This window comes from Neobacillus sp. PS2-9 (assembly GCF_030915525.1).
Lineage (GTDB): Bacteria > Bacillota > Bacilli > Bacillales > Cytobacillaceae > Neobacillus.
In genome coordinates, this window is the sequence record NZ_CP133269.1 from 1,204,407 (window position 1) to 1,218,976 (window position 14,570).

10 protein-coding genes and 1 pseudogene are annotated in these 14,570 nt (G+C 41.8%); 10 read left to right on the forward strand and 1 reads right to left on the reverse strand.

Annotation, left to right across the window (positions count from 1 at the left end; genetic code table 11):
* The first annotated feature begins 6 nt into the window (after window positions 1-6).
* The 10 genes and pseudogenes from RCG25_RS05885 to RCG25_RS05930 all read left to right on the forward strand — a co-directional run bounded on the left by RCG25_RS05885 (window position 7) and on the right by RCG25_RS05930 (window position 12,734).
* Complete coding sequence (locus RCG25_RS05885; RefSeq protein ID WP_308082758.1) at window positions 7-1,380, forward strand: putrescine aminotransferase; 1,374 nt, start codon at window positions 7-9, stop codon at window positions 1,378-1,380.
* Window positions 1,381-1,424: 44 nt separating this feature from the next.
* On the forward strand, window positions 1,425-2,795 hold the full coding sequence (gabT, locus tag RCG25_RS05890) for a 4-aminobutyrate--2-oxoglutarate transaminase (RefSeq protein ID WP_308082759.1): 1,371 nt from the start codon (window positions 1,425-1,427) through the stop codon (window positions 2,793-2,795).
* A gap of 37 nt (window positions 2,796-2,832) precedes the next feature.
* Window positions 2,833-4,254, forward strand: a pseudogene (locus RCG25_RS05895) (NAD-dependent succinate-semialdehyde dehydrogenase).
* 199 nt (window positions 4,255-4,453) lie between these two features.
* Window positions 4,454-5,638 (forward strand): CaiB/BaiF CoA transferase family protein, encoded by a 1,185-nt coding sequence (locus tag RCG25_RS05900; protein WP_308082760.1) that lies wholly within the window; start codon window positions 4,454-4,456, stop codon window positions 5,636-5,638.
* A gap of 12 nt (window positions 5,639-5,650) precedes the next feature.
* Window positions 5,651-6,859, forward strand: coding sequence for an acyl-CoA dehydrogenase family protein (locus RCG25_RS05905; RefSeq protein ID WP_308082761.1), 1,209 nt, complete (start codon window positions 5,651-5,653; stop codon window positions 6,857-6,859).
* Between the two features lie 47 nt (window positions 6,860-6,906).
* Window positions 6,907-8,577: a sigma-54 interaction domain-containing protein gene (locus RCG25_RS05910; protein WP_308082762.1), complete on the forward strand. Its 1,671-nt coding sequence runs from the start codon at window positions 6,907-6,909 to the stop codon at window positions 8,575-8,577.
* Window positions 8,578-8,749: 172 nt separating this feature from the next.
* Window positions 8,750-9,853, forward strand: coding sequence for an ABC transporter substrate-binding protein (locus tag RCG25_RS05915; protein ID WP_308082763.1), 1,104 nt, complete (start codon window positions 8,750-8,752; stop codon window positions 9,851-9,853).
* A gap of 68 nt (window positions 9,854-9,921) precedes the next feature.
* Entirely contained in the window at window positions 9,922-10,854 is a 933-nt protein-coding gene (locus RCG25_RS05920; protein WP_308082764.1) for an ABC transporter permease, read from the forward strand.
* A gap of 2 nt (window positions 10,855-10,856) precedes the next feature.
* Window positions 10,857-11,648: an ABC transporter permease gene (locus RCG25_RS05925; RefSeq protein WP_308082765.1), complete on the forward strand. Its 792-nt coding sequence runs from the start codon at window positions 10,857-10,859 to the stop codon at window positions 11,646-11,648.
* A gap of 18 nt (window positions 11,649-11,666) precedes the next feature.
* Entirely contained in the window at window positions 11,667-12,734 is a 1,068-nt protein-coding gene (locus tag RCG25_RS05930; RefSeq protein WP_308082766.1) for an ABC transporter ATP-binding protein, read from the forward strand.
* 185 nt (window positions 12,735-12,919) lie between these two features.
* On the opposite strand, the gene serA is transcribed toward RCG25_RS05930, so the two are convergent.
* Entirely contained in the window at window positions 12,920-14,563 is a 1,644-nt protein-coding gene (gene serA / locus RCG25_RS05935; RefSeq protein WP_308082767.1) for a phosphoglycerate dehydrogenase, read from the reverse strand.
* Between the last annotated feature and the right edge of the window lie 7 nt (window positions 14,564-14,570).

Consider the following 14,570-nt stretch of genomic DNA (forward strand, 5'->3'; position numbering starts at 1 on the left):
AATAATATGAGTATCGAATTAACACGAGAGACTAAAAGTGAGCAGAAGGAAAATGTGAGCGATTACATTAACAAGGTTTTAAGCTTAATAGAAAAAGAGCAGGTAACTGCAGAAGATGCGGCTTGGATCACAAAGGAAACGGTTGATGGCTTCCGCGAGCACGTTAATCCAGGTTTTCTGGAATACCGTAAAACAGTTACAGAGGGAGGGCAATTTGCCGCTGTTGAATGGTCTGATAATGGAGCCTGCTTTAAGGATGTAAACGGGAAAGAATATGTGGATTGTCTTGGAGGTTTCGGCATTTACAATGTCGGTCACAGGAATCCCAAGGTTGTAAAGGCGGTAACTGATCAATTGAAGCGTCAGGCTCTTCATAGCCAAGATCTGCTTGATCCGCTCCGAGCGATGCTAGCCAAAATCTTAGCTGATATCACCCCAGGTGATTTGAAATATGCTTTCTTTACAAATAGCGGAACGGAAAGCGTGGAGGCCGCACTAAAGCTTGCGAAAATGTACAGTGAGCGGACAACATTTATTTCCACCACTCGTGCATTCCATGGAAAAAGCTTAGGTGCGTTGTCAGGTACCGCAAAAGGAATGTTCCGTAAACCGTTCCTGCCATTGATTCCTGGCTTCCGTCATGTGCCATTCGGGGATATCGACATGATGAGAAAAACCTTCGAAGTGTGCGCTTCAGTCGGAGAAGATGTCGCGGCTGTTATTTTAGAACCGATTCAAGGGGAAGGCGGAATTATTCTTCCTCCGGAAAACTATTTAAAACAGGTTCGTGAGCTTTGTGATCAATATGGTTCACTGCTCATTTTTGACGAAGTACAAACAGGGATGGGACGTACCGGAAAAATGTTCGCTGCGGAATTGTATGACGTCGTTCCAGATATTATTTGTTTGGCAAAAGCCTTCGGAGGCGGGGTCATGCCTGCAGGTGCCATAGTCGCAAAAGAAGAAGTGTTTAAGAGTTGGTTCCCTAATCCGTTCATGCACACAACAACCTTTGGCGGCAATCCATTGGCTTGTGCAGCAGCGATTGCTACAATCGGAATTTTAATTGAAGAGAACCTGCCAGAAAGAGCTGCAGTGGTCGGTCAATATTTCCTTAAACAGCTGAAAGAAGCGGCGAAAGGACACGAAGATAAAGTTCAAGAAATCCGCGGTCAAGGCTTGATGATTGGAATTGAATTTCATAAAGATGAAATCGGCTATGAAGTCTCAAAAGGAATGTTTGACCGAGGTATTCTAGTTGCCGGAACACTCATCAATTCGAAGACCATCCGCGTCGAGCCTGCGCTGACCATCAGTTATGAAGAGGTTGATAAGGTTGTCAGTACCTTCAAAGAGGTTTTAGAGCAGGTGAAAGAATAACATTCATTTATTAGGTATGTGTAGTAAAAAGGGGGATCACGAAAGTGGAAAAGAAATACGTCAAGCTCCAAACAGAGATACCAGGTCCGAAATCAAGGGCAATCTTGGAGCGAAGAAATAAATTTGTCTCAAAAGGAATCAGCAATAACTGCCATTCCTTTGTCAAAAAAGCACAAGGAGCCATTGTCGAAGATGTAGACGGTAATCACTATATTGATTTTGCTGGTGCAATTGGAACGCTAAACGTTGGCCATTCTCATCCAAGAGTGGTGAGGGCTTTGCAGGAACAAGCAAGCCAATTTGTGCATACAGGCTTTAATGTCATGATGTATGAATCGTACATCGATCTTGCCGAAAGACTTTGCGTGCTTGCACCAGGGGATTTCGACAAACAGGTCGCTTTCTTTAATAGCGGTGCGGAAGCGGTTGAAAATGCGGTAAAGATTGCGAGGAAATATACAAAGCGTCAAGGGATTGTATCTTTTACAAGAGGCTTCCATGGCAGAACATTAATGACGATGACGATGACCAGCAAGGTGAAGCCATACAAGTTCGGGTTTGGGCCATTTGCTCCAGAGGTTTATAAAGCGCCATATCCATATGTTTACAGACGACCAGATGGAATGAGCGAACAAAAATACAGTGCGATGATTATTGAACAATTTGAACAATTCCTCCTGGCTGAAGTTGCACCGGAAACGATTGCTGCAGTTGTAATGGAACCGGTTCAAGGGGAAGGAGGATTTATCGTACCTGACACTGCCTTTGTAAAAAGGGTTAGAGAGCTATGTACCCAGTATGGCATTTTGTTTATTGCCGATGAAATTCAGACGGGATTCGCCCGAACGGGAAAATATTTTGCGATTGATCATTTTGATGTAGTTCCTGATTTAATCACAATTTCAAAATCAATGGGGGCAGGTGTTCCCATCAGCGGTGTGATTGGCCGGACTGAGATTATGGATGCTACTGAAGTGGGAGAAATCGGCGGTACTTATTCAGGAAGTCCTCTTGGCTGCCGTGCCGCACTGACTGTTTTGGATATTATCGAAAGTGAAAACCTTAATGAGCGCGCCGACAAGCTTGGTGCTCGGGTCATTGAAAAAATGGAGCTACTTGCGGACCGATTTGAGTGTATTGGAGATGTTAGAGGTCTCGGGGCGATGTGCGCGATGGAAATCGTCAAGGATAGACAGTCCAAAACCCCTGATAAAGAAGCGGTCGGTAAAATTGTCAAAGCAGCAGGAGAGCGGGGCTTAATGTTGCTAAGTGCTGGCCTCTTTAGTAATGTCATTCGCATACTTATGCCGTTAACGATTACGGACGACCAGCTTGAAGAAGGATTACAAATTCTTGAGGAAGCGATTGAAGCAGTTTATCTGAATGATCCTGCCTTATCAGTTGGAGGGAAATAAAATGGATACCGTAGAGCAAAAATATCAAATCTACCCAATGTATCTAAATGGTGATTGGGTTGGCAGTGACTATGATGTTTTTACTGAAGTTATTAATCCGGCAACAAAGGAAGTTGTAGGTGCTGTTCCAACTGGTGGTGCATTTGAAGCCCAGCTGGCTGTTGATGCGGCCCATAAGGCTTTCAAGCTCTGGTCGAAAAAAACGGCTGAAGAGCGCTATCAGCTATTGATGAAATGGTTTTATTTGATTGAGGAAAACAAGGAAGAGATTGCTAGAATTATGACGATTGAGCAAGGAAAACCGTTAAAAGAAGCATTGGGAGAGGTTCAGTACGCAAACGGATTTATCTCCTGGTATGCAGAAGAAGGAAAACGGATATATGGGGAAACCATTCCCGCATCCCATCCCAATAAGCGGATCCTTGTCAGAAAAGAGCCAGTGGGGGTCGTGGCTGCAATTACACCTTGGAATTTCCCAGCCGCGATGATTACGAGAAAAGTAGGACCGGCACTGGCAGCGGGATGTACGGTTGTAGTTAAACCTGCTACCCAAACACCGCTTACCGCCCTAAAAATGGCTGAGCTTGCTCATGAAGCAGGCATTCCTAATGGGGTAATCAATGTCATTACCGGGAGGTCCGCGGAAATCGGTGATGTGTGGTTAAAGGACCCACGTGTGACTAAGATAACGTTTACGGGTTAAACTGAGGTCGGAAAAACGTTAATGCGCGGCGCGGCTGAAAATGTAAAAAAAGTGTCGCTCGAGCTGGGCGGGAATGCTCCGTTTATTGTCATGGACGATGCAAATCTGGAAAAAGCAGCTGTTGGACTTGTTCAATCGAAATTCCGCAATGCTGGTCAAACCTGTATTTGCACGAACCGGGTTTATGTTCAAGAGAAGGTGGCCGACGAATTTATTAAGCTTTTTCAGGCAGAATTGGAAAAGCTTAAGGTTGGGAATGGGCTTGAAGCAGGAACCGATATTGGCCCATTAATTGATAAAGCTGCCTATAAGAAGGTTGAAGGATTGGTCAACGATGCACTTAAAAAGGGTGGAAAAGTCACTTATAGCGGGCTAAAACCTGCCAATGACACAGGCTATTTCTTTGTTCCAACGATCTTAACCGATATTAATGACGAGATGGAATGTATGAAGGATGAGATTTTTGGTCCGCTGGCGCCAATCTCGACCTTTAAGACGGAAGAGGAAGTCATTGAACGGGCGAACAATTCTTTTTATGGGCTGGCCGCCTATGTCTACACTGAAAATTTAAGCCGTTCTTTCAGAATCACGGAGCAGCTTGAGTATGGAATCGTAGGGCTTAATGATGCATTGCCGTCCGCTGTCCAAGTCCCATTTGGAGGCTACAAAGAAAGCGGTCTTGGTCGTGAAGGCGGTCATTTCGGGATAGAAGAGTTTTTAGAAGTGAAATATATATCGATTGGATTGGATTTCTGAAAAATTATTTTTTAAATATTAATAATAACTGTCCCATTTGGTTTCTCCTCCTTCCTAAGGAGAAACCTTGATAAAAGCCAGTGAAACCTTCAGTGACTTAATTGGTCATGGAATGTTTTAGCTGGCTTTTTAAGCAGTAGATTTATAAGTTTTTAGCGGACCACTCTATTAACAAACCTTATAGTAAGGGAGGCATTCTATGACAGGGCCACTTCAAGGAGTCAAAGTAATAGATTTGTCGCGGGTTCTCGCAGGTCCCTATTGCACGATGCTCCTTGGTGATATGGGAGCGGAAGTAATCAAAATTGAAAGTGTGGATTACGGGGATGAAACAAGGGGGTGGGGGCCGCCTTTTGTGGAGGGAGAAAGTGCCTATTATCTTTGTGCCAACCGAAATAAGCAGGGAATCACATTAAACCTAAAATCAAAAAAAGGCATTGATATATTAAGAAAGCTAGTTTCAGATGCAGATGTAGTAGTCCAAAATTTTAAGCTAGGAACGCTCGAAAGACTTGGGTTTGGTTATAAGGAAATGAAGAAGATAAATGAAGAAATTATCTTGGCATCAATAAGTGGTTTCGGCAGCACCGGATCTTATTCCCATCTTCCAGGCTACGATTATATTGTCCAAGCAATGTCGGGATTAATGAGCATTACTGGTGAAATAGAGGCACAGCCAGCAAAAGTGGGAGTAGCAATTGCCGATGTCCTTACCGGCCTCTTTACTTGTATCGGGATATTAGGAGCTATTCATCACCGGAGCCGGACGGGAGAGGGGCAGGAAGTAGATATTTCATTGTTTGATTCCCAACTGGCTTCTTTAGTAAATGTCGCAAGCAACTATCTATGTTCCGGACAAATACCTGAACGACTCGGTAATGCTCATCCGAATATTGTTCCATATCAAGTGTTTACGGCGAGTGATGGTGATTTTATTATTGCTGTTGGAAATGACCAGCAATATCGAAAGCTAACCATCCTGCTGGAAGATGAAAAACTGCTTACCGAAAAATATAAAACAAATTCTAGCAGACTACAAAATAAGAGTGAGCTGATAGAAATCATCGCAGCAAGGATTAGAACGAAATCAAGAGCTGAATGGAAACAGCTTCTAGATGAAGCAGGCATCCCGAATGGGCCTATTTACAATGTAAAAGAAGCGTTAGAATCAGACCAGGCAAATTCAAGGAACATGGTCGTGAAAGTAAAACATCCAACCATTCCAGACCTGAAGCTAGTTGGTTCGCCATTAAAATTTTCAAAAACACCGGTGAAAATGGATTGTCATCCTCCATTGCATAGTGAGCATACGGAAGCAGTTCTGTTAAAGCTCGGCTATTCACTATTAGAAATAAAGAAGATGAAACAAGACCAAATTATATAAGGAGGAAGCAAAATGAATTTTTCATTAACAGATGAACAAAATAGCGTGAGAAAGGTAGTTAGATCCTTTGTAGATCGAGAAATCATCCCTTTCATTAAAGAATGGGATGAGAAAGGTCATTTTGAAACAAATATTTTAAAACGTTTAGCAGAATTACAGTTGATGGGGGTATGTATCCCAGAAGAATATGGCGGGGTGGGAATGGACTATAATACACTCGCTATCGTTTGCGAGGAGTTAGAACGAGGGGACACCGCCTTCCGTACAGCAGTTTCTGTTCATACGGGATTAAACAGTATGACTCTATTACAATGGGGGACGGAAGAACAGAAACAGAAATATCTTGTTCCACAAGCGGCCGGAGAAAAAATTGGAGCCTTTTGTTTGACCGAACCGAATGCCGGCTCGGATGTGGCGGCGATGGAAACGACAGCTGTAAAGGAAGGAGACTACTTTCTATTAAATGGGTCAAAAACCTGGATTTCATTATGTGACGTAGCAGATCACTTTTTAATTTTTGCTAAAACGAGTCCGGGATTGAAGCATCATGGCATTTCCTGTTTCATCGTTGAGAGAACATTTGCAGGGGTTTCAACGAAAGCTATTAAAGGGAAGCTTGGAATCCGAGCCGGAAATACTGGTGAAGTGTTTTTAGATAATGTTAGAGTTCCTGCCAAAAATATGCTCGGGCTGGAAGGAGAGGGATTTAAAATTGCCATGTCTGCATTGGACAACGGCCGATTTACTGTAGCAGCTGGTGCTTGCGGAACCATTATGGCATCCCTTGAGGCAAGTGTAAAATATTGCGAAGAACGAAAAACGTTTGGCAAAGAAATCGGTAAACATCAGCTCGTCCAACAGATGATTGCGAAAATGTCAGCAAATCTTGAGATCTCACGTTTACTAGTCTTTAAAGCAGGCTGGTTAAAAAATAATGGCAAACGAAACACGCAGGAAACCTCATTGGCAAAATGGATCTCATGCGATGCTGCATTTGAGGCAGCAAATGATGCCGTGCAAATTCACGGTGCATATGGATTCTCAAATGAATTTCCTGTTGAGCGTTATTTACGAAATGCAAAGGCACCGGTTATTTATGAGGGAACAAGAGAAATTCATACAATTATGCAGGCTGAGTATGCTCTTGGGTATAGAGAGGACAAAACACTCAGAAAGATGCTCCCAGCTTGGCCGTTTGAAGAGGTAGCTATCGAATGTTAATTGTAATTTAATGAATTTCAAAAATTGCTAGTTTATTAGGAGGATATATGCTAGAACGTGGTCCATCTGCATTAACTTGGAAATTTATGACGAGAATTTTTCAACATTTCGAGGAAGGGGTAATTATTATTGATCCTGAGGGAGTAGTTCTAATTTTTAATACATCTGCAAGGAAAATACTGAAAACTACTCAGGCTGTCAATACCATAAAGGACCTGCCCAGGGAAATACAAAATATGTGGGAAAATCGTTATCAGAGGTTCACTAATTTGCAAGCTCCTGAAATGGGTGTTGAAATAATTCCTGGTTTTGGAGACGGAATGGCACTGATCATGAGAAATCCAAAACAAGCTGAATCACTGGAGCAAGCTGCATATCGAGATGAAGCCCAGGTTCTCATCGATTTATCCATTGATGACATCATCATTGCGGATAGGCAAGGAAAAATACTCAAAGTTAATGATAAGTGTGAACAGATTTATAATTGCTCGAAAGAACAGTTGATTGGTAGAAATGTAAGGGATTTAGAACAAGAAGGTGTTTTTTTCCCTTCTGCCATTGCTTTAGCAATCGACAAAAAAGAGAATATATCCATTCTTCAGGAAACGGTAAATAAAAAGCGGCTACTTGTTCAGGCGAATATCCTTTGGGAAAAAAATGCTGAGATCTATCGGGTGATCTGTACTTCAAAGGATATTTCAACTATAGAGCCCCGCTTCCTCTTACCTACTTTGCATAGCCAAAATGATTTTATTGACATTCTAAGACAGGAAAATTTCGTCATCAAAAGTGGTAGAATGAAAGAATTTTTCAGGTTCGCTTCTAAGGTAGCAAAGAGTGATTCTACTATTCTGCTTCTGGGGGAATCAGGGAATGGAAAGTCGGAGTTGGCAAGACTTATTCACAAGATGAGCAAAAGACAGCACCAACCGTTTGTGTCCATAAACTGTGCTGCAGTACCTGAAACGCTTATGGAAAGTGAGATGTTTGGATACGAGGATGGGGCTTTTACAGGTACGAAGCGCCAAGGAAAGAAGGGACTTTTTGAGCTTGCAAATGGAGGGACGATTTTTCTAGATGAAGTTGCAGAACTTCCCTTGTCCATGCAAGCTAAGTTTTTACATGTCCTACAGAATAAGTCTTTTTATCGGGTCGGGGGTTCTGAGGTGATTCACGTCAATGTTAGAGTGCTCGCAGCTACGAACCAGAATTTAGAAGAATTAGTGGAGAACGGAAAATTTAGAAAAGACCTTTATTATCGCCTTCATGTCATTCCATTAGCTATTCCGCCTTTAAGAGAACGTCCAGAGGATATTATCCCATTACTCCTAACATCGTTAGAGAAGATAATTGCTAGAGATGGGATTGAAAAACAATTTTCAACCGAAGTAATGTCCTTATTGAGCAGATATCAATGGCCAGGGAATGTACGAGAACTAGAAAATACTGTCGAGTGGTTGTGTGTTGCTTCTGATGGCGAGACAATAGAAGTGGACGCACTGCCGCCTAAATTCAAAGAGTCACTCTTAGGTATACATGGAGAGGTACCGATTATAATCAATAAGGTTATTCCTTTAAAGGAAGCGATTGATTTGGTTGAAAAAGAATTAATCAAGAAGGCGAGAACGATGGTATCTAGTACGTACAAAATCGCAGACCTATTAAAAATCAATCAATCAACTGTTGTTCGAAAATTAAACAAGATGGATATAATGTAATGCTTTCTAAGTCCAATTCATGCTTTTATGATGCAGTGGAGCATTACAGCCAATAGAATTTAAGTTCTCAAAAACGCAGAATCGGTATGATTCTGCGTTTTTTAATGTTTTTTTAATATTGGCACAATTATTGCATTTACTATAGGTAGATTGTATATAGGAGGAATGTTATATGAATAAAAAACGATGGTCCAAAGTCTTACTCGCATTGAGCTGCTCGCTTGCGTTAACTGCATGCGGTGGAGATAAGCAAAGCAGCAGTCAGCCAAAGACAACAAAGAGTGATGGGAAAACACTCAACCTTCTCACTTGGGAAGGATATGCGGATCCTAAATTTGTAAAGGGATTTGAAGAAAAATACGGGGTAAAAGTTACCGCCACCTATTTTGGATCCAGTGATGAGCTTGTCTCTAAACTGAAAGGCGGCGGAGGGAACGTGTATGATGTCATATCCCCTTCCTCTGATGTAGCTGGTTATTTAGTAAAGGAGAATCTAGTCTCACCTATTGATTTAGACAATGTGCCAAATTATAAAAGACTAGCTTCTAAGCTCGTCGAGATGGATGATGTCAAAAAAGATGGAAAAGTATATGGAATTCCGTTTACTTGGGGACCGGATTCTTTGATTTATGATGCTGATGTCATCAAGAACGAGCCGGATAGCTGGAATATTTTTTGGGATCCAAAATATAAAGGCAAAGTGTCCTTGTGGGATGATATTTCAAATATTTACCTAGCTGGACAAATGGATGGATTAGATAAAAATGATCCTTCTGCGTTATACAACATGACGAATAAACAACTGCAGGATGCTAAGAAAAAATTACTAGATTTAAAGCCTCAAATTCGTAAATATTGGACGAGTGCAGGAGAGCTTAATGATTTATTTTCCAATAAAGAGGTTGTCTTAGCCGTAGGTTGGCCGCTTACTCCAACAACACTTAATGCTACTGGAAGAAACTTAAAGGAAGTGATCCCAAAAGAGGGAATTACCGGTTGGATCGATAGACTAATGATTGTTAAATCTTCTCCCAATAAGGAGCTGGCTGAAAAGTACATCAATTATGTGACGGATGCAAAGACGCAAAAGTTGGTCAGTGATGCCACTGGGTATGGGGTAGCGAATAAGGATGCGGCGAAACACATGTCACCGGAGCAAGCAAAATCCATTCATATCGATGATATGGAAAATTATATGAAGCGCATTAATTTTTGGCAGATTGTAAAAGACCGAAATCAATACAACGAGGTTTGGAATGAGGTAAAAGCACAGTAAAAGGTTTTAACAGCTATATATGGCGGGCAGACTGCTAGTTATGGCTTTATTTAAGGGAGGAAGCGTATATGTCCGTTAACATTTCTACACAGGTACGACAGACAACCAGTCGGGAAAAAAAGAAGCACCAACGATTTAACCCTAGATTATTGGTATTGCTCATTCCACCTCTCATTTGGTTGTCTGTATTTCTATTCACTCCCTATGTCGCCCTTTTCTTGAACAGCTTTTGGAAGGTGGACTTTGGAACCATTGTTCATACTTTTACATGGGATAATTATACGAAATTTTTTACTAATGATTTGTACTATGGGACACTCTTGAAAACCTTAAAAATTGCGTCCCTAGTAACCATCTTTAGTGTGATGCTCAGTTATCCTCTGGCCTACTTTATTAACTTTAAGGTGAAGAAAAATAAACAGCTCATGTATACACTGGTCATTATCCCACTTTGGGTCAGTTATTTGGTTCGAGCGTACGCATGGAAGATTGTTCTTGGGCAGGATGGGATTTTAAACAGTGTATTGATCAGTATAGGTATTATTCACAAACCATTAGAGGTCTTTCTATATAGCCCTTATGCTGTTGTACTTGCTTTAACGCATATTTATACTCCTTGGGTGCTAATGTCGATTTACACTTCGTTAGAGCATATCCCTCGTAATCTGCAAGAAGCATCAAAAGACTTAGGGGCAGGAAGGTTTCGAACTTTTTTCAAGGTTATTTTGCCGCTTAGTTTGCCAGGAGTGATTGCCGGAGCGACCTTTGCCTTCGTGTTGACCATGGGGGATTTTCTGGCACCTCAATTATTAGGAGGAACTAGCAGTATGATGATCTCGAATGTCGTATACAGTTTGTTTGGGGTTGCCAACAACTGGCCATTGGGTTCAACCATTGGAATCGTGACTCTCGGTTTAGTTCTAGTGATCCTAGAGGTAACGCATCGATTGGAAAAAAGGACATCCAGCTTTGAAAACGTCAAAGAAAATAAGGGGGTGTAATCATGGGGAAGGCATCACGCTTTGATTGGATTTCGGCGAGCCTTAGAGTTTCCTCTGGGCTTATCTTTCTTTTTATTTATTTGCCGATGATTGTAGTTGTTGTATATTCCTTCAATGGCAACGCTGTCAATAGCTTTCCCATACAAACCTGGTCTACAAAATGGTATAGTGTCATGCTTGAAGATAGCGCTCTATTGGTATCGCTAAAGAACAGTGTTCTAGTGGCTCTCGCAGGAACGGGCATCGGTTTGATCCTTGGTATTCCTGCAGCCTTTGTGGTGGACCGTTTCCGTTTTCCCGGTAAAATCGTGTTTGAGCGAATTGTCCTCCTTCCCATGATTTTGCCAGGGATTATCACAGGTGTAGCGATGATGAGTGTCTTTGTTATGATGCGAGTCGAGCTGTCCTTAATCACGATACTTATCGGTCATGGTACATTCCTTATCGCTGTGGTGATGACACAGGTCTATGCTAGGCTTAAAAGATTGGACCGGGCCATTGAGGAAGCATCCTTGGATTTAGGAGCTACACGTTTAAAGACGTTCTTTTATGTCACACTGCCTAATATCAAAACAGCTGTGATAGGGGCAACCTTATTATCCTTTACCCTATCGATCGATGAAATCGCTGTTAGTTATTTCTTGACAGGAAGGGAATTGACGCTGCCCGTTCAGATCTGGGCCATGCTTCGTAGAGGAATTACACCCGAGGTTAATGCAATTTCGACTCTCATCTTCCTTTTTTCTATGGTTATGATTGTCATTGTTACAAGATTGAATAGAGAAGTAGATTAGTAGGAAGGAGAGACGAGAGTGGATAATATTGTAAAAATTCAGCAAGTGGAAAAGGGATTCGGAAATGAGCTCATTGTCAAAGGCATTAATTTAGACGTCAGGCCTGGGGAATTTCTGACCTTGCTTGGTCCAAGCGGATGCGGGAAAACAACGACTCTACGAATGATTGCAGGATTTGAGGAACCGGATGCAGGAGAAATCTGGATTGATGGGAAACCTGTCTCTGGTATCCCTCCTTATAAAAGGGATGTAAATACGGTCTTTCAAAACTATGCTTTGTTCCCACATATGACAATTAATGAGAATATTGCTTATGGATTAAAAATGAAAATGGTTCCAAAGTCAGAGCGATTGGCACGGGTGACAGAAGCCTTACGCCTCGTTCAACTTGAGAATTTCGGAGATAGAAAACCGCGTCAGCTCAGTGGAGGTCAGCAGCAACGTGTAGCAGTGGCACGAGCCTTAGTGAATAATCCAAAGGTATTACTTCTTGATGAGCCCTTGGGCGCGCTTGATTTGAAGTTAAGAAAACAAATGCAGATTGAATTAAAACATCTCCAGCAAAAATTGGAAATTACATTTATTTATGTAACCCATGACCAAGAAGAAGCATTGACCATTTCAGACCGCATTGCCGTCATGAATAAAGGAGTGATTGAACAGGTTGCTTCACCTAAAGAAATCTACGAAAATCCTTCCACCAAATTCGTCGCTGACTTCATTGGTGATACCAACCTGTTTGAAATTCAAATTTCGCCAACAAAAGAGAATAATGTTCTCAATCTGTTAGGAACAAAGGTAGGTGGAAAGATACGTGATCCTAAAGGTCTATCCAATCGGAATTTCTTGTCGGTTCGACCAGAACGGGTAAAGCTTCTGGCCCATGGCGAAGAGGCACCATACTTCCTTTCAGGAACGGTAGAGGAACTCATTTATGTAGGTTCTTTTATTCGCGCGGTAATACAGCTGCCTCAAGGACAGAGAATTGTAGCAATGATGCAAAGTAAAGGGGATCAGATCTGTCAACCAGGTGATTGTGTAAGGGTCACATGGAAAGAGGAGGATGGAATTGTAATCGGACAATAGAAAGAAGTATTCCATACATGATTGTGTTGGCGATTGCCCTTTTTGCAGTTGGAATTCATCATCCGTTCAGCTTTCCTTTTGAAACGGCGGGTACCGCATTGACTTTTATTATTGAGAAAGAATCCTGAAAGATAAAAAAAGAGGGATTGCAGCTAGTGCTATCCCTCTTTCTATGCAAAATAACCCTAGATACTTTCTACTTTTTCAGGTTCCAGCCGCCCAGGCTCAAACGAATCGACCGTACTCAACTCCAGGACTTGTGCTTCATTTAATCCATCAATCATCTTTAGTACGCGGATTACATTTGGACTTAATGTTTTATCGAGAGTTAATACCATAATTGCCTCGCCGCCAACTTCCGTCCGTCCTACTTGCATCGTTCCAATATTGATATTGTGATCGCCTAATAATGAACCCACTTTTCCAATCATACCAGGAACGTCGCGATGCTTAATATAAAGTAGGTATTTCTCTGGTTTCACATCGATCCGATATTGGTTAATTTTCAAAATCCTCGCGCCATAGCCATTTAAGACCGTTGCTCCAATCTTCGCTGTCTGATTCCCCTGTGATACGCTAAGCTCCATATAATTTGCAAAGCCCTTATTCGTCGCGTTCTTTACCACGTTATGAGAAACACCTTGCTCCTTCAAAAGATGAAGTGCATTAATCAAATTGACGGAATCACTTAAATGATAAGATAAAACACCTTTTAATAAAGTACGAGTTAATAACTCTGTATCTTCATTTACTAAATCACCATAATAATTGATTTCTATTTTGGTAGGAGCTTGCTTGTTTAATAATTGAATGACAAGCTGCCCCATTTGATCGCCAAGAAGTAAATAGGGCTGCAGTTTTGCCTGAGTTTCCCCAGACATTTGCGGCATATTTACGGCATGTTGAATCGACTGTGTCTCAAAAATATCGATAATTTCCGCGCTTACCTCTTGGGCAACTTTCTCCTGTGCCTCAACAGTTGAGGCACCGAGATGCGGCGTCACAATAATGTTTGGATTTTCTAGTAATTCCGGGTCTGCAACTGGCTCTTTTTCAAACACATCAAGGGCTGCTCCTGCAACATGGCCAGATTGTACGGCCCTTACCAGTGCTTTTTCATCAATTATGCCTCCACGAGCACAGTTGACAAAGCGGACACCTTTTTTTGTTTTGCTTAAGTACTCATCGTTTATTAGTCCTCTTGTATCGTTAGTTAGAGGAGTATGGATGGTAATAAAATCTGATTCCTGTGCAATTAAATCAAGACTTGCCTTTGTCATCCCCAGTTTTTGGGCCCGTTCTTCTGTCAAATAAGGGTCAAACCCTAAAATGTTCATTCCAAAGCTTTTGGCCCGTTTTGCTACCTCGGTCCCAATCTTACCCATTCCAATAACACCGAGTGTTTTCTTATAAAGCTCCACCCCTTTAAAGGAGTTACGGTCCCATTCGCCGTTAGAAGTTTTTTTGTGGGCTTGGGGAATTTTTCTAGCTAAGGATAGCATCATCGCTAAAGTATGTTCAGTTGCTGCAATTGTATTAGCCCCAGGAGCATTAATGACAATAATTCCTTTACGAGTAGCTGCATTCACATCAATATTATCAACGCCAACACCTGCTCTTGCGATGACTCGTAATCGGCCAGCCACTTCTAGCAGCTCCCCGGTTACTTTTGTTTGGCTTCTCACAATTAGAGCGTCGTAATTCCCAATAATGGTTTTCAACTCTTCGACAGGAAGAGTGGGTTGCCGGTCGACAACGAAATTAGGGTGCTCCAATAAGCTTTTTAATCCTGTATTGCTAATTCCATCGGTTACAAGTACTTTGTACATTTTCCTC